The 23311-nt window shown below is 63.5% G+C and carries 25 protein-coding genes; 9 read left to right on the top strand and 16 right to left on the bottom strand.

Annotation, left to right across the window (positions count from 1 at the left end; translation table 11 throughout):
• Positions 1-158: 158 nt before the first annotated feature.
• Positions 159-1670, bottom strand: coding sequence for an MFS transporter (locus B552_RS0112755; protein ID WP_019449412.1), 1512 nt, complete (start codon positions 1668-1670; stop codon positions 159-161).
• Between the two features lie 307 nt (positions 1671-1977).
• Here B552_RS0112755 and B552_RS0112760 point away from each other — a divergent pair, with 307 nt between their 5' ends.
• Positions 1978-4176, top strand: a complete 2199-nt coding sequence (locus B552_RS0112760; RefSeq protein WP_035879789.1) for a c-type cytochrome — start codon at positions 1978-1980, stop codon at positions 4174-4176.
• 109 nt (positions 4177-4285) lie between these two features.
• Here the strand turns inward: B552_RS0112760 and B552_RS0112765 are convergent, their stop codons facing one another.
• Entirely contained in the window at positions 4286-5143 is an 858-nt protein-coding gene (locus B552_RS0112765) for a sigma-70 family RNA polymerase sigma factor (RefSeq protein WP_019449414.1), read from the bottom strand.
• The gene (locus B552_RS0112770; protein ID WP_019449415.1) at positions 5143-5613 is read right to left on the bottom strand and encodes a carboxymuconolactone decarboxylase family protein; all 471 of its coding nucleotides are present in this window, start codon (positions 5611-5613) and stop codon (positions 5143-5145) included. Before B552_RS0112770 ends, B552_RS0112765 begins: the two co-directional genes overlap by 1 nt.
• Before the next feature lie 181 nt (positions 5614-5794).
• On the opposite strand from B552_RS0112770, the gene B552_RS29070 reads away from it, so the two are divergent.
• The gene (locus B552_RS29070) at positions 5795-5947 is read left to right on the top strand and encodes a hypothetical protein (RefSeq protein WP_193352184.1); all 153 of its coding nucleotides are present in this window, start codon (positions 5795-5797) and stop codon (positions 5945-5947) included.
• A 94-nt stretch (positions 5948-6041) separates the two neighbouring features.
• Positions 6042-6485: a thioesterase family protein gene (locus B552_RS0112775; RefSeq protein WP_019449416.1), complete on the top strand. Its 444-nt coding sequence runs from the start codon at positions 6042-6044 to the stop codon at positions 6483-6485.
• A 2-nt stretch (positions 6486-6487) separates the two neighbouring features.
• On the opposite strand, the gene B552_RS0112780 is transcribed toward B552_RS0112775, so the two are convergent.
• The 5 genes from B552_RS0112780 to B552_RS0112800 all read right to left on the bottom strand — a co-directional run bounded on the left by B552_RS0112780 (position 6488) and on the right by B552_RS0112800 (position 11265).
• A complete protein-coding gene (locus B552_RS0112780) occupies positions 6488-6982 on the bottom strand; it encodes a VOC family protein (RefSeq protein ID WP_019449417.1) in 495 nt (164 codons plus the stop codon).
• 188 nt (positions 6983-7170) lie between these two features.
• Positions 7171-7710 (bottom strand): TlpA disulfide reductase family protein, encoded by a 540-nt coding sequence (locus B552_RS0112785; protein ID WP_026035604.1) that lies wholly within the window; start codon positions 7708-7710, stop codon positions 7171-7173.
• A complete protein-coding gene (locus B552_RS0112790; protein WP_019449419.1) occupies positions 7700-8743 on the bottom strand; it encodes a hypothetical protein in 1044 nt (347 codons plus the stop codon). Before B552_RS0112790 ends, B552_RS0112785 begins: the two co-directional genes overlap by 11 nt.
• 205 nt (positions 8744-8948) lie before the next feature.
• Positions 8949-9614 carry a response regulator transcription factor gene (locus tag B552_RS0112795; RefSeq protein WP_019449420.1) on the bottom strand — a complete coding sequence of 222 codons (666 nt, stop codon included), beginning with the start codon at positions 9612-9614 and terminating at the stop codon, positions 8949-8951.
• Positions 9595-11265, bottom strand: coding sequence for an MASE1 domain-containing protein (locus B552_RS0112800; protein WP_026035605.1), 1671 nt, complete (start codon positions 11263-11265; stop codon positions 9595-9597). Before B552_RS0112800 ends, B552_RS0112795 begins: the two co-directional genes overlap by 20 nt.
• A 372-nt stretch (positions 11266-11637) precedes the next feature.
• Here B552_RS0112800 and B552_RS0112805 point away from each other — a divergent pair, with 372 nt between their 5' ends.
• The gene (locus B552_RS0112805; RefSeq protein WP_019449422.1) at positions 11638-11889 is read left to right on the top strand and encodes a hypothetical protein; all 252 of its coding nucleotides are present in this window, start codon (positions 11638-11640) and stop codon (positions 11887-11889) included.
• 187 nt (positions 11890-12076) lie between these two features.
• Here the strand turns inward: B552_RS0112805 and B552_RS0112810 are convergent, their stop codons facing one another.
• From B552_RS0112810 to B552_RS0112825, 4 genes are all read right to left on the bottom strand, one after another.
• The gene (locus B552_RS0112810) at positions 12077-12967 is read right to left on the bottom strand and encodes a phosphorylase (protein WP_019449423.1); all 891 of its coding nucleotides are present in this window, start codon (positions 12965-12967) and stop codon (positions 12077-12079) included.
• 28 nt (positions 12968-12995) lie between these two features.
• Entirely contained in the window at positions 12996-13385 is a 390-nt protein-coding gene (locus B552_RS0112815; RefSeq protein ID WP_026035606.1) for a hypothetical protein, read from the bottom strand.
• 205 nt (positions 13386-13590) lie between these two features.
• Positions 13591-14043, bottom strand: coding sequence for a (2Fe-2S)-binding protein (locus B552_RS0112820; RefSeq protein ID WP_019449425.1), 453 nt, complete (start codon positions 14041-14043; stop codon positions 13591-13593).
• Positions 14044-14068: 25 nt separating this feature from the next.
• A complete protein-coding gene (locus tag B552_RS0112825) occupies positions 14069-16366 on the bottom strand; it encodes a xanthine dehydrogenase family protein molybdopterin-binding subunit (protein ID WP_019449426.1) in 2298 nt (765 codons plus the stop codon).
• 271 nt (positions 16367-16637) lie between these two features.
• Here B552_RS0112825 and B552_RS27475 point away from each other — a divergent pair, with 271 nt between their 5' ends.
• The 3 genes from B552_RS27475 to B552_RS0112840 all read left to right on the top strand — a co-directional run bounded on the left by B552_RS27475 (position 16638) and on the right by B552_RS0112840 (position 18302).
• Positions 16638-17315 carry a TetR/AcrR family transcriptional regulator gene (locus B552_RS27475; protein ID WP_019449427.1) on the top strand — a complete coding sequence of 226 codons (678 nt, stop codon included), beginning with the start codon at positions 16638-16640 and terminating at the stop codon, positions 17313-17315.
• 169 nt (positions 17316-17484) lie between these two features.
• The gene (locus B552_RS0112835; RefSeq protein ID WP_019449428.1) at positions 17485-17961 is read left to right on the top strand and encodes a cupin domain-containing protein; all 477 of its coding nucleotides are present in this window, start codon (positions 17485-17487) and stop codon (positions 17959-17961) included.
• A gap of 101 nt (positions 17962-18062) precedes the next feature.
• Entirely contained in the window at positions 18063-18302 is a 240-nt protein-coding gene (locus B552_RS0112840; protein WP_019449429.1) for a DUF2789 domain-containing protein, read from the top strand.
• Positions 18303-18330: 28 nt separating this feature from the next.
• Here the strand turns inward: B552_RS0112840 and B552_RS0112845 are convergent, their stop codons facing one another.
• Positions 18331-19434 carry an alpha/beta fold hydrolase gene (locus B552_RS0112845; RefSeq protein WP_019449430.1) on the bottom strand — a complete coding sequence of 368 codons (1104 nt, stop codon included), beginning with the start codon at positions 19432-19434 and terminating at the stop codon, positions 18331-18333.
• A gap of 257 nt (positions 19435-19691) precedes the next feature.
• Here B552_RS0112845 and B552_RS0112850 point away from each other — a divergent pair, with 257 nt between their 5' ends.
• Entirely contained in the window at positions 19692-19961 is a 270-nt protein-coding gene (locus tag B552_RS0112850; RefSeq protein ID WP_019449431.1) for a hypothetical protein, read from the top strand.
• A 43-nt stretch (positions 19962-20004) separates the two neighbouring features.
• On the opposite strand, the gene B552_RS28435 is transcribed toward B552_RS0112850, so the two are convergent.
• From B552_RS28435 to B552_RS0112865, 3 genes are all read right to left on the bottom strand, one after another.
• On the bottom strand, positions 20005-20436 hold the full coding sequence (locus B552_RS28435) for a hypothetical protein (protein ID WP_026035607.1): 432 nt from the start codon (positions 20434-20436) through the stop codon (positions 20005-20007).
• 113 nt (positions 20437-20549) lie between these two features.
• Positions 20550-20855, bottom strand: coding sequence for a hypothetical protein (locus B552_RS0112860; protein ID WP_019449433.1), 306 nt, complete (start codon positions 20853-20855; stop codon positions 20550-20552).
• 76 nt (positions 20856-20931) lie between these two features.
• Positions 20932-22386 carry a DUF2252 domain-containing protein gene (locus B552_RS0112865; protein WP_019449434.1) on the bottom strand — a complete coding sequence of 485 codons (1455 nt, stop codon included), beginning with the start codon at positions 22384-22386 and terminating at the stop codon, positions 20932-20934.
• Positions 22387-22686: 300 nt separating this feature from the next.
• On the opposite strand from B552_RS0112865, the gene B552_RS0112870 reads away from it, so the two are divergent.
• Positions 22687-23301, top strand: coding sequence for a LysE family transporter (locus B552_RS0112870; protein WP_085958777.1), 615 nt, complete (start codon positions 22687-22689; stop codon positions 23299-23301).
• Positions 23302-23311: the final 10 nt, after the last annotated feature.

Consider the following 23311-nt stretch of genomic DNA (forward strand, 5'->3'; position numbering starts at 1 on the left):
TCGCACCCGTTTGAAAATGGCCAGGCGGCACGCCGATGGTTCCATCAATCCATGATGTGATCTCGCGCCGGAAACTTCCAGAAACGTAAACCCGGCAAGCGTACGCAGAGGCACGTTTGCCTCTGCAAGCGCGCCTTACGCCACGTGGATGGGGGTAGCTACTTCAGGCTTCGTTGCGTTACAGCGACAATCGCGATGACACCGCAGGCAAAGGCCAGCAGCACCAGCAGATTGCTGGTCCCGATCAGCGTGGCCTGTTGATCGATCAGCCGCGACAGGCGTTCAAGCTCGGCCGGCTCGACCTGCGGGAAGTCAAACACCGTCACCGACGCAACCAGTTGCGTACGCGCTATGGCTTCGTCGTATTGCAGCCAGAGGCTCGCCAGCCCCGTGCCGGCTGCCGACGCAATCTGCCGCACGATGTTCTTGAACTGGTAGCCGTGGGCAAAGTCGTCCACGCTGAATTCCGCCCACGTCAGTCCGGCAACCAGCATCAGTACGAACGGCAGCGTCAGGCTCTGCATCACCAGCACCGGCAGGATGACCGCGATCGATGCGCCCGGCATCATTCGCTGGGACAGCAGCCATGCGGCAGCCGCGAAGATCAGGTAGCCGAGCGCGATATAGCGCCGCGCTCCGGGCAAGCCGGTGCCCCAGAGCGTGAATGCGGCGGCTGCGGTGAAGCCCAGCACCGAAGTGGTGCTCAGGACCGTTCCCGTGGTCTGGAACGTGAACCCCAGGCCGTTCTGCAGCATCGTGGAGATGACATACGTCCACAGCCCGCTCAGCAGGTAGTAGATCGCATAGAACGAGAGTCCGATCAGGAAGCGGCGGCCCAGCAGCAGCCTGGGATTGAGCCACGGGTCCGGGTGGCGGCGCAGATGGGCGATGCCCACGACGAAGAACGCCACGCCGGCCACCGGAGTAATCGCCACCGATGGCGAGCTTGCAAACTCATAGAACCGAAGGTCTCCCAGACCATGCAGGAGCACGAGCGAGCCGATGCCGAACAGGACCACCGTCACCCAGTCCATCGCGTGGTAATCGACATCCCACGGCGCCAGCGTGCGTGTCAGCCTTGGCGGGTAGGTGGCCAGCACAAAGATCAGCGTCACCAGGGCAATCGCCGCCTGCAGCACAAACACCATCTGCCAGTCAGCGCTTTCCACCAGTTGCGCCGTCACCCACGGCGCCGCCGCAGGCAGCCCCATGCTGCCGATGTTGAATCCGATAAAGAGAGGACGACGTTCCTCGCGTGCGGCGGCCAGCTGGATGATGATGCGCGACGCCGCGAACAATCCACCGGCGCCGAAGCCCTGGACCGCGCGAGCCAGCGCGAGTTCGAGCGGATTGCGGCTCAATGCGCAGAGGGCCGCACCGGCGGCCGCGATGACCAGCCCCGCCAGCGTGAATCCGCGATAGCTGATGTCATGCGCCAGACGGCGCAGCATGAGGTTGGCCACCACCGCTGCCGCCGCATACGACGTCAACGCCCAAAGGAAGTCCTCGGGGGAAGCGTGCACGCCGCCGCGAATATGGGTGCCGGCCACGCCCATCATCGCCGATGCCCAGAAGTCGACCCCGGTAGCGCAGCCAAGTGCCAGGCCGATCAGGTAGACGTGCACCGCGGACAACTCCGGATGCTGGCTCAGCAAAGGCTTGCTTGGCATGGGGACTGACCACCGTTCGAGCCGTTGGACACGCGCTGGACACGCGCTGGACACAGCCGGCAATCCGGCCGTGAGGCGACGATACCAGCATAGCAGGGCAGGTCCGCTTACGCGCCAACGACCACGGCTTCGGTACCCCTCTTTCGCACCGTACCGCGTTATTGGCCGTCTTGACGGCAATCAATGCTCGCATCGACATCGCCCGACGACAATGAATCGTAAAAACTTGAAAAACAGAACGGCGAACGTGCAGGCGATTCAGAGACCCGAGCGTCGAGCTTCGAATTTCGCCGTCGATAACTACCTCATGAAACATCCCGTCTCCCAGGTTCTGCCGCGCTTGAAATATGGACTTGCCGCATTGCTGACGATTGGCTCGCTGCATGCCGCCGCGCAGGTGGCACCGCCCCTCTCAAAGAACGCCACGGCACCGCAAGTGATCGACGATCTGCCGGCCAACTATGGCGCCGACCTCGATGCCGCGACCAAGGCAATGGTGGAGCGCGGCCGCTACGTAGCCCGATTGGGTGATTGCGTTGCCTGCCATACGGGCAACGACAAATCCAAACCGCTGGCGGGCGGCCTGCCGCTGGAGACGCCGTTCGGCACGCTGCATTCGACGAACATCACGCCCGACCCAAAGACTGGCATTGGCCGATACAGCTTCGAGCAATTTGACCGGGCGATGCGCAAGGGCGTGGCGGCCGATGGCCACAACCTTTATCCGGCGATGCCCTACCCGTCCTATGCCAGGATCGCGCCCGACGACATGCGCGCGCTCTTCGCATACCTGATGCACGGGGTAAAGCCTGTGGAACAGGCCAACCGGCCGCTGGGGATGTCCTTCCCGTTCAACCAGCGCTGGGGCCTGTCGGTCTGGAACTGGATGTTCCTCGACAGCAAGCCGTTCCAGACCAATGCAACGCAAAGCGCGCAGTGGAACCGGGGCGCGTACATCGTGCAGGGACTTGGGCACTGCGGTGCCTGCCATACACCCCGTGGCGTTGGCTTCCAGGAAAAGGCAATGTCCGATGCCGGTAGTGCGGGCAAGTATTTCCTGGCGGGCGAAACCGTTGAGGGCTGGCGGGCGCTGAGCCTGCGCAACTTGTGGACGCCCGACGATACCGCGCAGATGCTCAAGACCGGGCGCAACAGCCACGGCACGGTGTCGGGCAACATGGTCGATGTGGTGCAGCACAGTACCCAGTACATGGCGGACGACGATCTCCAGGCCATTGGCGTCTACCTGAAGTCGCTGCCGGCAACGAAGTACGACAAACCGATGCAGGTGGCAAAGGGGCCGGCGTCTGTTGTCGTTCCGCCGGGCGCCCACGCGGGGGCCGGGTTCGCCCCCGCCCCCGCTGCTGCGGCCGAATCAAGAGTTCCCGCCGATATCTATACGTCTCGCGGAGGCCTTGGCTATCTGCAGTTCTGTACCGATTGCCACCGCTCGGACGGCGCCGGCGTGACGAACGTGTTCCCACCGCTGGCCGGCAATCCGGTCCTGCGTTCCGAGGACCCCTCGACGCTGCTGCATATCACGCTGACCGGCTGGCGCTCCGCACAGACCGTCAGCAACGCGCGCGTGCTGACCATGCCCGCATTCGCGCGCCTGAGCGACCAGGAGATTGCCGACATCCTGAACTTCACGCGCAAAAGCTGGGGTAACGCAACGGCCAGGCCGATCTCGGCATCCGCCGTGCGCGATATGCGCAAGCAGCTCGACGTCAGGAAGCTCGACAACAGCAAGTTCGAGACGCCACGGCTGGCCGACATGCTGAAGGAATCCAACGCCGAGCAACTGGTGCTGGGAGCCCGGCTGAATATCAGCACGCATGAGATGCTGCCCCGGAACGTTGGCAACGCGCTGAACTGCGCAAGTTGCCACCTGAATGCGGGCACGGTTGCGAATGGGTCTCCCTACGTCGGCATATCGGCGTTCTTCCCGAGCTACGCGGCACGCGCGGGGCGTGTCATCACGCTGGAAGACCGCATCAACGGTTGCTTCCTGCGCTCGATGAATGGCAAGCCGCTGCCGCTGGACTCCACGGAGATGAAAGCCATGGTTGCGTACTTCGACTGGATGAAGCGCGAGACCAGGCCCGAGGACAAGGTGGAAGGACGCGGCGTGGGCAAGCTCGACCAGAGCATCGTGCCCAACGTCGAGAACGGCAAGAAGATCTACGCCGCGCAGTGCGCGCTGTGCCACGGCAATGACGGGGAAGGCATCAGGAATGCCGGCGGCAAATGGGTCTACCCGCCGCTGTGGGGCGACGAGTCGTTCAATATCGGCGCGGGGATGGCCCGTACCTATACGGCTGCGGCATTTGTGAAGCGCAACATGCCAATCGCGTTCCATGCGGGATTCCCGCTGGGGCAAGGGGGCCTGAGCGATCAGGAAGCCGTCGACGTAGCCGAGTATTTCACGCACATGCCTCGCCCCGATTTCGCCGGGAAGGTCAAGGACTGGCCGAAGGACAAGAAGCCGGCCGACGCACGCTATTGAAGCGCGTAGCGTGAACGTGCATGAACGTGTGTGAATGACAATGGCCACCGCCCGGTTATCTCGGGCGGTGGCCATTTCCTTTGGGATGCGGCAGCACTGTGCTGTCTGTCTAGTGCAGGTGCCGCAGCTTGTCCGGATTGCGCATGACGTAGATCGCCGCGATCATGCCGTTCTCGATATCGAGCGCGGTGGTCTGCAGTTCGCCATCGGCCTCACGCGTGACAAAGCCGGGCAGCCCGTTGATAAAGCACGCGCGCACGAAGGTCGAGCCGTTCTTCTGGAAGAACTTCGACAGCTGCGTATGCACCTTCAGGACTTCATCGAAGCCGAGCACCGGGTGGCCAATGGCCGGCCGCTTGCCGCCGCCATCCGCATGCAGGCTGACGTCCGCGGCCAGCATCGCACCGAGCGCGCTCATGTCCCCGCTGCGCGACGCATCGAAAAACGCCTTTGCAAGCTCGATGCCGCGCTGCTTCTCCACGTGAAAGCGCGGGCGCGATTCCCTCACATGGGCGCGCGCCCGCGCTGCCAGCTGGCGGCAAGCGGCCGGATCGCGCTCGATTGTCACCGCAACCTCGTCGAACTCCAGCCCAAATACGTCATGGAGCAGGAATGCCGCGCGCTCGAGCGGCGACAGCCGTTCCAGCGCAAGCATCAGCGGCAGCGTGACGTCCTCCTGCTCGTCCTCCTCGACGACAGGGTCCGGCAGCCACGGGCCGATGTAGGTCTCGCGCTGAAGCCGCGCGGACTTCAGTTCGTCCAGGCACATCCGCGTCACCATGCGGCGCAGGAACGCTTCGGGCACGCGCACCTCGGCGCGCTCGGCGTTCATCCAGCGGATGAACGCGTCCTGCACCACGTCCTCGGCCTCCGCGACCGACCCGAGCATCCGGTATGCGACGCGGATCAGCTTGTGCCGCAGTGGCTCGAAACTAGCCGCGGCGTCGGCGAGTTTGGCGTCCGGCATCAGGCAAACGCCTTGGCGGCGGCCTTGGCTACCGCCGGATCGACCCAAAGGCCGAAGCCAACCGCAAGGCGGTTCCAGCCATTGATCACGTTGATCATGAGCGTGAGCTTCACCTGCTCTTCCTCCGTAAAGTGGGCGTTGAGCGCCGTACGCGCACCGTCGATTGCATGACCTTCGGAAAGCCGGGTCAATGCTTCGGTCCAGCCAAGCGCCGCGCGTTCGCGATCCGTGTAGCACGGCGCCTCGCGCCAGGCGGACAGCAGGTACAGCCGTTGCTCGGTCTCGCCTCGCTGGCGCGCATCAGCCGTGTGCATGTTAATGCAGTTTGCGCAGCCATTGATCTGCGATGCGCGGACTTCGACGAGCGACACCAGGCCCGGCTCAAGGCTTGACGCAACGGCAAGCGACATGCCCATCCAGGACTTCATTTGGGCGGGAGCGGCGGCGAACGGGTCGAATTTTGCAGTCATGGTTCCATCTCCTGTTGTGTGAGGTTCCGATGACATGACGAGCGAGCCCCCCTTGTGTGTGACATCGGGGCGAAAAATTTTTCGGGGGGGCGAAGCCGGTTGTCCTACAACCGCTGCGCCAGCGGAACCTTCCGTGACGTGTCGCCGTCGAACACTGCTTTGAACGACATTGGAAAGCGGCATGCATAAGACAATCTTCGGCGCAATCGGTCTTGCACTTCTACTGGCCGCAATTCAGGGATGCGCAACGGCAGGCGGGTCTGGTGACCGGCAATCCAGCGTCACCGTGTACGGCACGGTCGATGCCGGTGTCAGCACCACACGGGACAGGTAGGCCCGCGCCGCATCGACTGTCCCGGTGGACCCGGTGGACAGTGTGAATCGTCTAAGATGAATGCCTTTTTCGATCCACTGTCCCACGTCTGACCATGGCCCGCCTCAAGCTTGACCTGCCCGCCGACCAGTTCTGCTATTCCACCCACCTGACCGTACGCGTCACCGACATCAACGCAGCCAACCATCTGGCCAACGATTCGATGATCTCGATGATCTCGGAAGCGCGCGCACGATTTCTCTATGAATACGGCAGCGAAGGCGACCGTGTGGACGGCGCCGGCATCATCGTCACGGACCTGGCGACGATGTACCGCAAGGAAGCCCACGCCCGAGACCAACTGCTGTTCGAAGTGGGCGTGATGGACTTCAACAGGTACGGCGGCGACATCATTTTCCGCATTACCCGGCCGCAGGACGGCGCCCTGATCGCCATGGCCAAGTCCGGCTTTGTCTTCTTCGACTACGCAACCACGCGCGTGGTGCCAATGCCGGAAGGCTTCGCGGCGCGCTTCCCCAAGGTGAACTGGATCGATTGAGTTCAGGGCTGGCTGCGGCCCAGCCGTGCCGCCTCTATCGCGGCGATGTCGATCTTCCTCATCGTCATCATCGCCTCGAATGCGCGTCTTGCCGCCGCGCGGTCGGGGCTGGTTACCGCATCGGTCAGCGCGCGCGGGGTGATCTGCCATGACAAGCCCCAGCGGTCCCTGCACCAGCCACAGGCATTTTCCTGGCCGCCATTGCCGACGATTGCATTCCACAAGCGGTCGGTTTCGGCCTGGTCGTCCGTCGCAATCTGGAAGGAAAAGGCCTCGTTGTGCTTGCAATGGGGACCGCCATTGAGCCCCAGACAGGGGATGCCGACAACGGTGAACTCGACTGTCAGCACATCGCCCTCCTTGCCATTGGGGTAGTCTCCCGGCGCGCGATGGACCGCGCCAACTGCGCTGTCGGGGAACGTTTGAGCATAGAAGTTTGCGGCGTCCAGGGCGTCGCGGTCGTACCACAGGCAAATCGTGTTCTTTTTGCTACCCATCTCGAGTCTCCTGAGAATCGCGGAACATTGGCGCGCCGGTGCCCCCGAAGCCGCACGTCTTCGCGGCCGGCGCCCCTCAAAGGGTAGGACGCCTGTCCCGAAAAATTGTTTCTCGGCCACGAATCCCGGCGGCTGGTAGCGCCGGCGGCACATCGATACGTCGGGACGCAGGGCTCACCGCCCCCTTATCACCGTCTGAGCAGAGGCGTCACGATGTGCTCAAGCCGCTCGGCTGTCCACGCGGGACTGTCGTCGTCCCAGCCGTTATCGGCAAGCATCCCCGCGCGGTCGATCGTGAAGTTCACGGGCAGGCGCCAGACCCGGCCGTAGCCGCCCGCATAGGCTCCACCGAGCAGCCCCACCGGAAACGCAAGGCTGGAAGCCATCTTGCGCACGTCGGCGAGTGAATCCGGGGTGTCCAGGCTGAAGCCGAGCACGGTCAGCCCCTCCCTGGCGTGGGCCGCGGCGTATGCCGACAAGACAGGCAGTTCCGTATGGCACGGGCCGCACCAGGTTGCCCAGAACGTCAGAATCACCACCTGGCCATGCAGGTCTCGCGTATCGATGGTGCGTCCGTCCAGCGTGCGCAGTGCCAGCGGCGGTGCGGGCCGGCCAACCGCCAGGCTGTCCGCATGGGCAAGCGCATGCCATCCACCAAGCGCAGGCGCGCACGCGAGCGCGGAGGCACGGCGCAACCAGTTGCGGCGGGAAGTCAGGTCAGAATGCATAAGACACCCCCGCGTTACCGGTCCAGCGGGGGAACAGTTGATACCCCTTCAGATTGCTGTAGATCGCCTTCTGGACGAAGGCGTACATGGTCACGTGCTCGCCTACGGCAACGGTGACGCCAGGGCTCACGTAGAGCACGCTGCCTCCCGTACTGATCGTATCGGCAAGTGCGCCCTGGTCCGTCCGCTTGTTGGTGAAATTGAACTGCAGCTGCGGCACCACCTTCGGGTTGATGACATAGCGCACGCCGGAACTGACGGTCAGCAGATTGCCGGGACGGTAGTCGGCATTCACGTCATGCAGCCGCTGCATCACCGCCGCCTGGAATTGGCCGTTCACGAACGCGTCGAAATTCTGGCTGACTGGCTGGTAGTAGTACGCGCCAAGAATCAGGTCGGTGCTGCCCGTACCCGGTTGCAGGCTTGCGTCAAGCGCCTGGCCCGCAGCGGCATTCGGGCCTGACGAGAAAAACACCGGGCGCCCCACGGTGGCACCGGTAACCACATTCTGGCCGCCGTACGCGCCAGTCGGCAGTTTCACGCCCAGTTGCACACCGAGGTTTCGCGTAGGCAGAAAGCCCTGATACGTGCCGATCAGCCTGATATCGCCAAGCCCGCTGGCCGTGACGCCGCTCACGTTATCCGGCGTGAGCTGGTCGGAGGTGGCGTTGCCATACGTGGTATGGCTGCGGTCGATAATCGGCACGATCGTGCTGAAGTTCCAGCTGCTGTTCGGGCTATAGCTCAGGCCAAGGTTGTAGTAGCGGTTGATGGTCTGCTTCTCCACCTCCTGGCTGCCGCCGGCGTCGTTGATCGCGGCGGCCTGCGAGGCCGGAACGGCTTCCGTACCGTGGCGCAACTGGTTCTGGTTGATAAAGCTGTAGTCAAGGCTGATGCGCCATCCCGGCATCGATGAGTAGCCCATCGCGGCATCGGCGCTGAGCGAGCAGCCACAGGTGGCGCATGCCTGCGCGGCCATGGGCAGCGCGGCGGTGGAAACGGCTAGGAGAAGTGAAAACCGGCTGGATGCCATGCTGATGCCAATGAGAAAGCTCGGCCCCGCAACAGCCTTGCCCCGAAAATTCCGGCAAAAGTTGAGTGGGCGCCACTGCAACTGGCAGGGAGCGCCATATTTGCGGCACGGATTATCCCACTGTGCGCCTTGCGCACCGAGGAAGGCAGCCTGCGACGCGTGGTCGCACGTTGCAATCACGCATCGGCGCATGCCTGCCTGGTGCTTACTGGTTCTCGATCCACTGGATGGCAAAGCGCATCAATTCCTTGCCATTGGGGATATCCAGCTTTTCCTTGATGTTGGCCTGATGCGTCTCGACGGTCTTGATGCTCCGGTTGAGCTTCCCAGCGATCTCGCGTGTGCTGAAGCCAAGTCCGATCAGGTGCAGAACCTCGAACTCGCGTTCCGAAAGGCTCTGCACGGCGCCATCCGCGCATTTCCTTGGAACGGTCAGCGCCCGCGCCAGCTTGCCGTGCATTGCCGCACTCAGGTAGATGTTGCCTGCCAGCACCTCATGGATGGCGCGCATGATATGTTCCGTGGCCTCCAGCTTCATCAGATACCCGTTTGCCCCGGCGCGCAGCGCGCGTTCGGCAAACAGCGTTTCATCATGCATGCTGAGGACGAGAATCGCCAGGCACGGGTGATGTTGCCGAAGTGTCCTGACAAGATCCAGACCGGAGTCCGTGTGCAGGCTCAGGTCCACAATGGCCATGTCAGGCTCGCAGGCCATCTGCTCCAGCGCTTCGTCGGCGCTGCCGGCCGTACAGCAGACATGCAGATCCTCGTGCAGATTCAGCAAGTTGGCCAACCCCTCGCGGATGATGGGATGGTCATCCACGATAAGGACCTTGGCAGCGTGGCACTGGCTACATGGCTTGGCTTGCATGGCCCGGGCTCCCCGGAATCGGATAACTGATTGCAACCGTGGTACCACCGAAGGCATTGCGGGTGACCGCGCACGAGCCGCCGAGCAGGCTCGCGCGATGACGCAGGTTATGAAGCCCCAGTCCCGATGCCGACTCCACCTGGCCCGCTTCAATCCCCACACCGTCGTCGCTGATGGAAAGCCTCTGCATGCCGCCTTCGCGTTCCAGATCGATCCAGATGCGCTGGCCGTGGCTGTACTTCAGCGCGTTGTTGACGGCCTCCTGTGCCGCCCGATACAGGTTGATCTGCATTGGCGAATCCAGCGGCCCCACGTCCTGGGCAATGCGGAGCTTGCAGTCAATGCCGTTCAGTGCGCCAGTCGTCTGTGCCAGCCCTTGCAGCGCAGCGGAAAGCCCACCGGATTCCATCGCAACCGGATCGAGGCCATGGGCAATCTTGCGCGCCATCAGCGACGCCTGACTGACCAGTTCGACGATCTTGGCCGCCTCCGCTGCGGCCGGGTGTCCCTGCTTCTGCAGTTGCTGGCTCAGCGTGGTGCAATAGAAACCCAGGCTGGTAAGGTGTTGCCCAAGCCCATCGTGGATCTCCCGGCCGATAAGCCGCTGTTGATGATCGCCGATCCGGATCAACTCCGCTTCCAGCCGGCGACGCCGTGCCATCTGCAGCTTCAGTGCGATGTTTGCCTGCTCCAGGTCCCAGGTACGCTCCTGCACGCGCCGTTCCAGTTCGATATGCGATTCCACCAGCAGGCTACGGGCACGTCTTTCCTGCGCATGCGCCGCCACGAGCAGCAGTCCGGTCACCGCCACGACATTCGCGAATGCACACCATCGTACGAGGCTGTCCACGGGAAGATCCGCGGCAAACGGGCCGGTGCCCTGCGCAGTACCCCAGATGGCAATGATCGAGACCATCAAGGTTGCGAGGCTCGTGCCAAGGTGGTCGAAGCGGAGCGCGGCCCAGACAACAAACGGGAACACCGCCAGCGCCGCGGGATAGTAGCCATGCCCGGCAAGCTGCGGAGCGCCGAAGATCAGGTAGCTCGCCCACAGCATCGCTATTGCCAGTCCGCACGCTTCCACGACCTGCGGCGCGGAGCGAAAGGGGCTCCGGTACGCGAACAGGCTCAGCAATGGGGGGGCCACCACGAGAACCCCCATCATGTCACCGAGCCACCATTTCAGAATGGCGGTGCGGTACTCGCTTGCCGACACCACGCCCCCGGCCAGCAGGGCGGTTGCACCAATCAGTGCGCTCACTGCAGTGCTGATTGTTGCGCCAATGATGATGAAGGCGAGCACGTCCCGGATGCGATCGAGGGTGATCTGGAACCTGGCCACTCGCTTCAACAACAATGTGGCCGTCAGCGCGCCAGTCGTTGCGCCAATGCCGATCGCCGCCGCGACTATCGCCGGCACCCCCACCGACATGTTGGCCAGCATGGAACCGATTGCAATGCCGGGGGCGATGCTCAGTCCCATCGTTAGCAGCGCAACGAGAGCAATTCCACTGGAAGGCCACACCAGGGACACCGCACCGCCCACTACGGCATACATGAGTCCCAGCTTCGCACCCGCGAAGTACGCCAACGCGACAACTCCGGTTTGAATGAGGAGGCCTAGCCTCGACTTGTGCGGATTGCTGACCATGTTTGCCTCAAATTCTCGGGACAGACCGTCAAGTCATTCTTCTCGCTTCATAAAACGACAATACTGCTACAAAAGCCAAAGTCCAGTTAATTTATGGCAAATCAAGCGTTCACCTGCGCTGCGTGCGGCAGCAATGTCTGCTCTGAATCTATGCCAGAACGCTGCGGTGCGGAAAGGTCTGCCAAACGAAATCGGCCAGCGCCTCCCGCCCTTTCAGATAGGGCAATCCCCTATCCGCTTTTCAGATCAGTGCCTTATTCATCCACACACCGTCAACACGTACAGTGCAGTGGTGCGAACGTACGCATTCAAAGCCGGAGCGAAAAAAATTCGTTCGCGGACCCTGCAACCACGTGGACAGGAGGTGAAGAAATGATCAAGACACTCTTACTGCTCGTTGGGGCGAGCGCGGCGATTGGCGTTGGTACGGCATATGCCGGGATCGGGCCACGGGATGTCTACACGGACGGCGCCAGCACCATGGGGCCGCGAGACCCATATACGGACGGGGGCATGAAATTTGACGTCTATTCGGACGGCGCACGCGTGGTGGATAAGCGCGACGTCTACACCGATGGCGCGAGTGTGGTGGATAAGCGCGACGCGTTCACCGACGGCGCGTGAGCCGACGGCGGCAACATGTAAGCGACTACAGAAGCATCCGCGAATGGATGCATGAGCGACACAGGTAATCCTCAGCTCTTCCGCCCAGCAGATCCCCCGGCATCGTCCGGGGGATTTTGTTTGTGGCGTGCTGATTCGTGCGGCCCAGGCTGCGGCGAGTAGATTTGCCCACCCAGCAAGTAAAGCCCTACCCCGCCGCCGAAGCCTGCCTTAGCAGGTTCATGGGCCCCAGCCTCTCGATAACACGCATCTGTGCCGCATCGCGGACAAACAATGAGCCGGCAAACCCCAGTGCATTGATGGAGATGCCTTCCACGAACTCCGTCGATCTTGGCACCAGCAGCAGCCCTGCGGACGTAACCAGCAGGTTGTACGGTGCGGATTGGCGCGGCCCGTCATCTGCATCTACCACATGCACACCAGCGGCATCGAGCAATGCACGGTAGCGCTCGCACGCGGTGCTCGCCGCATCGTGCACGGGCGCCGCAAATATATCCAGTGGCGCAAACACATGCGCAAATGCCAGCCCCGGGACAGTGCCAATGTCGCCCGCAATCCGTGCGGATTCCAGCAACGGCCCAATCGGCAAGGCCGGGCCGGCCTCGGCGAACGGCAGCGGCACGATCTGCAGATGCTTGTGCGACTGGCTCGCTCCGGCAGCCTTCCCGCCGTTGTAGAAGCCCAGGCTCTGAAAGTCCCCCATGCAGGCCAGCAGCGCCGCAAAGTCCGCCACGTTCAGTAGCGATTCCTGCGCCTCGAAGCGACGGGTCACGATGAGCAGATGATGCGCGATGACGTTGAACTTGTTGAGCAAGGCCACATGGCTATCGGAGATGTCCGCAACAAACAGGTCCGGGTCGTAGGGCAGGAATGGATTGCCGCCGTCGTTGCCCGCCCCGCGTGCTTTTTCCTTGCGAGCCAGGCTCGACACCTGGCGAACCAGGAAGCGCACACCGCCATCATCGATCGACGACTCGACCGTCTCGATCGGGCACAACGCCCCGGTACGCAGCGCATGCGTCGTCCGTTGCTCGATGAGCGGCCACAACGTGCCGGGCCTAAGGTGTGGATTGCGCATGGTCCGGTGGCCTCCGCCGAATCGCCTATCAATCCTGATGCCCGTTGCTCGAAGGCAATACGCTCAAACCCGACGCACCGGTAGAACTCGTCCTGCGCTCGCTTCTGAGAATGCCGTCCCGGTCGAACTCGAACAGCGCGGTCGACGACCGGATCTCACCGCCGGCGAATAGCGGGCCAATGAACGGAACAAAGCTTTCGGGATGCGGCTTGGACGCCGCAAACGAATAGACCAGTATTGTCGACCCATTGCTCAGCGTCGCCGTTGATGTGGGCGCTCCAAGCTGGCCCGTCACATCATCGATGGTGGAAAAACCGGGAATGAAGTTCGCAAGCTGCTCCGGCTGGACGTCGACACCCGTCGACACGCAGGCAGCCATCACGCTGCACAACGCGACCATTGCGAGAACCCGGTTCATGTCGTCACCGCCTGCTTCCTGTGCCGTGACTGGAAAGGTGAGAATCGCGGTGGTACGAGCCCGGCTGGGTAATGCGCCCGGTACACCCGCCTATCAAGCATAGAACGTTGTGGCGGGAACGGTATTGCGGGCATTCCGGCCTTCAAACAGGCCTGTCGGCAAAATGCCCCGCCCTGGCGCCTGCCGGGCGGGGACCGGCGCGGCGTTACTTCGAGCCAGCGGCTTGCCGGATTGCTGCCTGGATGCGCGGATAGGTGCCGCAGCGGCAGATATTGCCGGACATCGCGGCGTTGATATCCGCATCGCTCGGGTGCGGCGTGCGCTTGAGCAGCGCGCACGCGGACATGATCTGGCCGCTCTGGCAGTAGCCACACTGCACCACGTCCTGCTCCGTCCACGCCGCGCGCAGCGCCTGTGCTTCAGCGCCCTGCAGGCCTTCGATGGTGGTAACCGCGCGCGTGCCGACGGCGGCGATCGGCGTCACGCACGAGCGTACCGGCTCACCATCGAGGTGCACGGTACACGCGCCGCACAGCGCCATGCCGCAACCGAATTTCGTGCCGGTCAGCCCGAGTTCCCCGCGGATTACCCACAGCAGCGGGGTGTCGGGCTCGGCCCGCACTTCTACTGCCTTGCCATTGATGTTCAATGCGGACATATCTAACTCCGGTATAGGGTGGCGCTCAGGCCAGCTTCAAGGGCAGCGCGCGCAGGCGCTGGCCGGTCAGGGCGAACAGGGCGTTGGACACGGCAGGCGCGATTGGCGGGGTGCCCGGCTCGCCGACGCCTTCGGGCGATTCCTGGCTGGCGATGATGTCAGTCTCGATCACCGGACAGGCGTCCATGCGCAGAACCTGGTAGTCATGGAAGTTGCTCTGCTGGACCTTGCCGTCGACGATCGAAATATCGCCATACAGCGCCGCCGACAGGCCAAAGATGATCGCGCTTTCCATCTGCTGGCGAATCAGGTTGGGATTGAGCGCCATGCCGCAATCATTCACGCATACCACCCGGTGCACGCGAATCTGCTTCTGCGCGTCGAGCGAAACCTCGGCCACCTGGGCCACGATCGAACCAAACGACTGATGCAGGGCGATGCCGCGCGCGCGCGCCGCGCCGTCGGCGGCGGGTGCCAGCGGTTTGCCCCAGCCGGCCAGTTCGGCAGCACGCCGCAGCACGGCCAGGTGGCGCGGGTGGCTTGCCAGCAGGCTGGCGCGAAAGGCCACCGGATCCTGCTTCGCAGCGGCGGCCACTTCGTCCACGAAGCTTTCCTTGAAAAACGCCTGGTGCGAATGGCCTACCGAGCGCCAGAAGCCCACCGGCACCGGCAGATCGACAATCTCATGCGCAATTCGCGCGTTCGGCCATTCGTAAGGCTGGTCGAACGCGCCTTCGATGGTGGTCTTGTCCGGACCCGCGCCGGGCAGCCCGAACGCGCGCTTCAGCACGTTCGGCATGATGGCCTGACCGGCCGAAGTGTTGCGCCATGCCGTCAGCTTTCCGTCGGCATCCAGCCCCGCCTGGAACCGCGAGACACAGGCCGGACGATAGAAGTCGTGCCGAATATCCTCTTCGCGCGACCAGATGGTCTGCACGGGCCGGCCTTCGGCTTCGCGCGCAATGGCGGCGGCCTGCGAGACGTAGTCGGCCTCCAGGCGCCGGCCAAAGCCGCCGCCGAGCAACTGCACCTCGAGATCGACCTTGTCTGCAGGCAGGCCAAGGACCTTTGCCGCCTGGTCCCGCGCGATGCGCGGCACCTGCGTCGACGCCCACACGGTGGCCCTGCCATCCTTGAGCAGCACCGTGCAGTTGGCCGGTTCCAGCGCCGCGTGGGCGAGGTACGGCGCGTGATACTCGGCGGTAATGGTCCGGGCCGCCTTGGACATGGCGGCGTCGACGTCGCCGTGGGTGTAGTAGGCGTGGCCCTCGGCCTTGTCCAGCGTCTGCGCCAGTTGCTTGCGGATGCCTTCGCTCGATACACCGGCAGCGGGGCCGTGATTCCACTCGACAACGACCTGCTTGAGCGCACGCATCGCATGAAACGGCGTATTGGCGATCACCGCCACGCCGCCGCTGCCGCCGTTGTGCGGGTCCACGGATATCACCTTGACCACGCCGGGCAGCTTGGCTGCAGCGGTGCCGTCGAAGTGCGCCACCGTGCCTCCGAGCGTCGGGCACATGGTGACGCTGGCGTAGAGCAGCCCCTCCGGCAGCGCATCGATGCCAAAACGCGCCGACCCATCCAGCTTGGCGGCGGCTTCGATACGGCGCAGCGGCTGGCCGATCAGCTTGAATGCGGAGGGTGCCTTGAGCGTTACCTGTGCGGGCTGTTTCTGTTGGGCGGCCAGCGCGGCAAGTTCGCCGAAGCTGGCGGATTTGCCGGAGCTGTGCAGCACCTTCCCGGCTTCGGCGCGGCATTCCGTTGCGGGCACCTGCCACTGGGCGGCAGCGGCGCCAATCAGCATGTAGCGCGCGGCGGCACCGGCTTCGCGCATCGGCAGCCACAGGTCCTTGATGCTGGACGAGCCGCCCGTCATCATCGTGCCGACCTCTCTCATCAGCTTGCCGGTCATCCAGCCCGCAGCGCGCTTGAGGGCGCCGTGGTCGTCGGGGTGGAACGGCAGGCCATCCACCATGGCGGCCAGGTTGTTGTAGATCTTGTCGATGGGAGACTGCGCAACCCTCACCTGGGACCAGTCGGCGTCAAGCTCCTCGGCCAGCAGCATGGCCAGCCCGGTGTACACACCCTGCCCCATCTCGGACTTGCTCATCATCACCGTGACGGTGTTGTCGGGGGCAATCCTGACCCAGCCATTGAGCGGCACCTGCGCGCCTTGTGTGCCTTGTGCACCTTGTGCGCCTGGCACCGGCAACGGGGCATCGGTAACCAGCCGCTGCCGCGGCGGCATCACCGACCAGCCGATGGCCAGCACGCCCAGCGCGCCCGCGCCACCAAGCAGGAATGTTCTTCGCGTCACCATGTATGCCTCGCGCAGTAGAATCGCCCTGGTCCGGTGCGGGACGGCGAATCCATTCAGGTAGGGTTGTTCGGAAGTCAGGCAGGTGTCGTACCCGCCACCACAGATGTTTCCAGTGGAAACATGGAAAATAGCAACAGCCTGAATTGCTGTCAATCGGGCGAACAACTACCCGCCAAATACCGGCTGGGGCAGCATCGGAAACATCAAGCCAAGGCGGCGCGCAGGGCGAAAATGGCGCCTGCCGGCGCAAACGCGTCAAGACGGGAACGCAATGACAGCAGGAGAAAAGGCAGGAGAAAAGGTAGGAGAAACGCGCGCCAAGGCGACGCGCTATCACCACGGCGACTTGCAGGCTGCCGCCCGGGTCGAGGCCGAGCGCATTCTCAAGACGCGCGGCGTGGCGGAGGTGAGCCTGCGCGAAGTGGCGCGCGGCGTCGGGGTTTCGCACGCCGCGCTGTACCGGCACTACGCGAACCGGGAAGCCCTGCTGGTGGACCTTGCCACGCGCGGATTCGAGCGCCTGCATGCCCGTTTCGATGCTCTGCCAAGCCGTTCCGCGCCGGCGCGCCGCTTTGGCGCATTGATAGAAGCATACCTGGCGTTCGCGGTGGAGGAGCCAGCCGTCTACCGCCTGATGTTCGGGCCGGAGTTGCGCAAGGCGGACCACCCCGAGATGGCGCACGCCGGTTATCAGGCGCTGGACGTGGTGCGGCGCATGGTAGCCGCACTGGGCATCGAACCCCCGGCCACGGCGGAGGTCATGTCGGCCTGGGGCCTGGCGCACGGACTTGCGCTGCTGGTGCTGGACCGGCGCCTTGAGTTCGAACCGGGCGTGGACGAGCCGATCGACCATATCGTGCTGGCCCGGCGCGCTTGCGACATCTTTCTGGCGGGCCTGCAGGCCCAGCAGCCAGCGCCCATCCCGGCACGGCGAACGACGAAGGGTTGAACGGTCTTTACCGGGGGCTTCGATGCATTACCCCCGAATGGCCCAACCCACCCGCAACCCACCCGCAACCGATGCAGTGCTCGCGGGTTTCCCCTCGATTCTGGGCGCGGTTCCCGGTGAGACAATCCAGCCGTATTACACGCCGCAGACCAGCCAAAGGGAGAAAAAAATGCATCGCTTTGCCGCTCGTGCCGCCGTTGTCGCCGTCCCGGTTGCTTTTGCCTGCGGCTACCTTGCCGCCAACATCGGGCTGCCGCCAGCCCACGCGCAAACCCCTCCCGCTGCGCTGGCGCCGCAGATCATCAACCTGGTGGCCATGTCCGATGAGGACATCGGGCCGCAGGTTCCCAACATGGGCACGTTGCGTACGAAAGGGCTTGTGGCAACGCCGCAGGGGACCGTCGGGGTACAGGTGGGCAACGTTCCGAAGCACTACCACACCAGCGCCGATGAAATCCAGTACGTCATTGCCGGCAAGGGCACGTTCTGGCTCGGCAATGAACAGCGCGAGGTCGGCCCCGGCGATCTGATCATCATTCCGAAGGGCGCTGCGCACGCGGGTTCGGTCGCTACCAGCGGCGAATTCAAGTCGCTGGTAATCAAGCTGCCACCGCAGGCTGCCGGCGATACCCACATGCTGCCCTAATCGATTGCTCCGGTAACCGCGCGCGCTGCTATCTTGTAATAGCCCGGCCCTGCGGCGGGCTTTCCTGTTTCGCTGCCACGCGGCTCACCTGGAGCTTTCACATGGATACCCCATTTCATTGCTTTGCCGACCTGTTTGCGCAGCTCGGCCTGCCTTCCGGCGAAACAGACATTCGCGCGTTCATTGCGAAGCATTCGCCGCTTCCGCAAGACGTTGAGCTTTGGGACGCAACGTTCTGGACACCGGCACAGGCGGCCCTGCTGCGCGACGAGTTTGTCGAGGATGCAGACTGGGCGGAGGCCGTGGACCAACTGAACCTCGCGCTACGCGCACCTGCCTGAGCAGGCGCGACCGCCTTACACCTGCGCCTTACACCTGCGGCGCGCGACATGCCGCGCCCTTTGCATTGGCCGCCGGGTCCGTGCCGAATACCGCCTGCGCCCCGCATTGGGAGCCAAACATGCGCGCCTGGTCGTGCCCCACCCCGACCACCTCGAACGCGCGATGGCTGCTGGCCAACCCCGGTGTGGCCAGATGGCGCTCATAGCGCCAGTAACCGCGTGCGCGCTGCAACCGCGTCGGCCCCTCCGCCTCCGCGCCGCACGCCTTGTCCAGCACGCGGTGATTCGGATCGTTGTCTTCACTGCCAACCATGTAGGTCACCTGGCGCTGCATATAGCGGCGATACAGCGCCATGGGGGCGGCGCCCCTTGCGTACGGCACCATGTCCTGCATGCCGTAGCGATACTTGTCGTAATCGGGACAGACGGCCGTGCTGTACGCGCCGAAGCGCGAGTAGTCCGGCGCAATGGGACGTTCCGGCGTGAAATACAGATAGGACGAAGGATTGGCCACCACGTAGCGCAAGTCGATGCCGCGCGCGCGCACCTTTTCGTCGACGTTGTTGAGCACAGCGTACCGATGCACGATCTGGGCTCCGCCGGAATGACCGGCCACTGTCACCTTCGTAATGGCGGGAAAGCGGGACTTGTCCGTGACGTAGGCCACCAGATCGTCAAGTACCTGCAGCGAACTGACGCCGGCACCGGGCCCCGCGACTGCATCCTCGCCGCCGATCCAGCCCTGTACGGTCCATACGGGCATGTTGTCGAAGTGCTTGGCGCCGTCCGGTGTGCCGGGGAAATTCGGCGCGATCAGCAATACCTCGTCCGGATTGCGCCCGCTCGCCTTCAATAGCTCGGCACCGGCCGCATAGTAGTCGTCGCCGTTGCGCTGCAGGCCGTGCTGCACGAACACGACCTCGCGAATGCCGTTCATGTTGCCGCCCAATGGATGGTTGGCATAGACAGGGAAGTCGTATCCCGCACCGCTACCCAGATGCACACGCTGCCACTGCGGCCTTCCGTCGGCACCGGCCATGCCGGTGGCTGGCCCCTCGGCATGGCTCGCAGAGCCGCTCACAATCATGGCGGCCAGCATGATGCCCAGACCGGTTCGACGCATATGGCACATGGTGTCTCCCTGTTGGCGCTGCCCGGCGTATTGGCGTATCGGTGTATCGGGCAAGACGCCAATACTAATCGCTATCGAGGGTGTTGGTCTGCGTCGAATGCGTCAGCTGCAGTTTGATTGGCCGGTTCAAGCGGTTGTCTGTTGTCTCAGCGGCGCACGGTGTGTAATCTGACAAGACACGCTGGCTCAGTTGGGGCAAACGCAAGCGTGACAGGCACGCACGTGTGCCACGTAACCCACTTCCAGCCCGCGACACCGTGATCGAACCGGAGCAAGACCTCTTCAGGAGGGTCGGCTATTACGACTTTCGGGCCTACACGCAGTTGACCAGCGGCGGCCTGAGCCAAGGTTTCGTTCTGGCCCGTCATCACACGCTGGTCGGTATGGTGCAAGCGGTTTTCCGTGCCGGCAAGCCATGCTCCGACAGTTCGGAAGCCCTTTCACTGGCCATGGCAAAGCTGGAGCATCTGGCCACCATCGCCAGGCAGGCACCCTTACAGATGGGATCCGACGAACAATCGATCTGAGAATCGGTCTGAAAATCGGTCTGAAAATCGGTCGAGCGACGAGCTATGTCTTGGGCGGGCGCCCGGCCTTGACAGCTTCGACCTTCGTGACCGCGGCAACCAGTTGCTTCGGCCCCTTCCTGGTCAAGACCAACAGCCCTGCCCGCAGGATTTCGCTCTTCTTGATATGCACACCTGCTGCCAGGCAGCGTTCCTTCAGTTCGGCAAGCTTCCGATAGTCCGACTTCGGCATCGTGAACCTGTCCCGCACCACCTTTTCCGGTTTTGGCGCAGACGCCTTTTTCGGCGGTTTCGCTCGCGACTCTGCTCGTGCCTTCTCAGGCTTTCCCCTCGCGGCCTTGGCGGCTCCGGACTTGGTTTTCGCTTCTTTCCTGTCACCCTTCCGGTCGGCGGGCTTCGTCTTGTCAACGGCATCCGCACTGGTAGGGAAATAGAACACACGCTCCGTGGCAGGCTTGATGACTGGCGAGTTCATTGCAGATCCTGGCGAACTGAAACGAAAAATCAGTATAGACCGTTACACGCACCACGCTCCGCCCCTTTGGCCGCGTGGTGACTGCCGGCGGCGACCCCGCACCCGGTGCGCACTTACGTGCGCGCGTTTTTCATGCCGAGCACCGTAATCGGTTCAATCGACGGCGGAATGGCCAGCAAATCGGCCGCTTTCGCCATCAGAGCCTGGGCAATCGGGCCATTCAGATGCGCCTGCCTGCCGGCCTCATCAGTGAACGCATCAAATATGCCGAACGTTGATGGCCCCAACTGCAGCGCGAACCAGATCGGTGTGGTGGCCTCGTTGTTTGCCATGGCGAGCCCTGCCTGAAGAAATTCGGCCACGGCCTGCTCCTTGCCTGGCTTGGCCTCCAGTCGGGCGAACAATGCAAGCGTAATCATGTTTGTCTCCTGATAAGGGATGGATGCCTGGCAAGACCCCGATCGAAATCCTCCGCCCGCGCCATCCCGCTCATGCTCATTCCTTCTGCGCTTGTACCCGGCCCGCCTTCACTGCCGCCTTCAAGGCCTCCCAGTCGGCCTCGTTGCGATCGGCGTACGCAAGCGCGAACTGTTGAATTGCCTCGTCGAATGCGTCTGACTTTCCGAGATATCCGCAAATCAACGCCGGGTCGCCCGCTTTCGCCATCGAATGGGCGAGTGCGTGGCCGCAGGACACTGCGTACTCGCTGAAGTCCTCGGCATCAAACGTGCTGAAGTCGAACGCGCCTTTCATGTCGCGCAACTGACGCACATAAAAATCGTTGCCGTCCGCGCGTGTCCTGGACCAGCCAAGGAAAATGTCGCTGGCCGACTGCAGCAGGCGCTGCCCATTGACCACGCGCTCGCCGTGGTTGGAAAACTTGCTCGCCGGCAAGTAACCTTCCAGTACCGACGCACGCGCTTCCTTGACCTGCAGAAAGAGCGGGCTCTTCCCATCGGCCATGAATAGCGCCTCATAGCAGCGCGTGCCAACCGACCCCACGCCGACCACGCGCACCGCCATGTCGACCATCTCGTAGCGATCGAACAGCGAGCGCTGCGATCCGAGCAGCGACAGCCGATACTCGGCAAAGAAGCGCCTGACCATGTCGTTGAACTGCTTCGCCTCCTTGCGATTTCCCATGGGGAAGTGGCAGACCAGCGGCGGCACCTCCTTGATGCGCAGCCGGCCGTTGACCATTTCCGTACCATGGGCCAGGACGAGCCGCGACGATTGCTGCCTGGCCTTGCTGATCACCGCCTGTTCCTTCTTGCGCTCGAGAACCGTGTCGGCAATGGCCAGAATGTTTTCGGCCCCGAACTGGTAGTACCAGACATCGAGCGTGTCCATGGCGCTGAACTCGGCCATGCATTGGCGGAATGTCGCGCACAACCGCTGAACGATTGCGCGCTGCTCGCGCGCGCCAAGACCGCGTTCGCGCGCGGCAATGGCAAACGATGCGGCCAGCCTGCGCACATCCCAGTCGAATGGCCCCGGCAGCGTTTCGTCGAAGTCGTTGGGCCCGAACAGGATGCGGCGCTCGGGGCTGGCAAACAGGCCGAAGTTTGCCAGGTGGGCATCGCCGCCCAACTGCACGATGATGTTGGTACACGGCAGCCTGGACAGGTCGAATGCCATCAGCGGCGCGGCCCCGCGATAGAACGCAAACGGATTCGCCACCATGCGGCCATAGCGGATCGGAATCAGGTTCGGCACGCGGCCGCTATTCGAAGCCTCGATCAGGGCGACAGGGTCCCGATCCTCCACGGTACACGTTGCGAACTGCGCGCGCGGTACGCGCTGGCGTTCGGCCTTTCCGGCGGCACGGCGCGATGCCCGTGAGCCGCGGCCGCCAAACAGCCCGGCAACGTCCTCGGGCACGGTACCGGCATGCGGCTCGACGTGTTGTTGTGACGCTTCGCGATGCGGAGTCTCGACGGTCTTTGGCATGGCGGGCTCTTCTTCGATGAACAGACACGTTAAACGTGCTTCTCAGGCCGTCTTGCCGACCGGCGCGGGCGTTGTCGGCGCGTCGCGTGCGGCCAGCGTGACTCCGCCCTGGTTACATCATAGTGTCGCCATTGCGTAAGGCAGTAAGGGAGTATGCTGCACTGCCGCAAGCGCTGCAGCGTGCAAGTTGCCTGTACGATTGCGGCAAGAGGCAGCAATCGTCGCGCCGATCGGCTCCACCTCGGGCTCCACCTCGGGTTCCACCTCGGGTTCCACCTCGCTGCGTACAGCTGAGAACACATCATGGACCACGTCAACACCCTGCTCGCACTCACTGGTGTCATGCTGCTGAGCGTCGCCAGCCCGGGTCCGAACTTCGTGATCGTCACATCGACGGCAATCGCGTCCCGGCGGGCCGGCGTGGTGACGGGCCTCGGACTCGCCGCGGCATCAGGCACCTGGGCACTGATCGCGATAGCAGGCCTGAGCCTGATCGTCACGCATGTCACCTGGATCGGCACGGTGCTGCGGATTGCCGGCGCGGCCTATCTGGTCTGGCTTGGTACGAAGATGATCTGCGCGGCGCGCAAGCCGCTGAACGCACCCGCACGCGCGGTCTCCTCCGGTTGGGCTGCCGCGAAGAAGGGGTATGTCGTCAGCATGACGAACCCCAAGGCCGTCGCGTTCTACGGAAGCATCTTCGCCCTGATGGTTCCCGCACATGCGCCGGTGTGGTTCAACATCGCGGTCATTGCGATCTCGGCCGGCGTGTCATGCGCCTGGTACTGCGGGGTGGCGCTGCTCGCGTCGCACCCCACCGTTCACCGGTTCCTGCTGCGGCGCAAGGCCGCGCTGGATACCGTAGTGGGGACACTGCTGATTGGACTTGGCGTCCGCATGTTCGCGGGGCGCTGAGAGGGAGCGC

The sequence above is a fragment of the Cupriavidus sp. BIS7 genome, from assembly GCF_000292345.1.
Lineage (GTDB): Bacteria > Pseudomonadota > Gammaproteobacteria > Burkholderiales > Burkholderiaceae > Cupriavidus.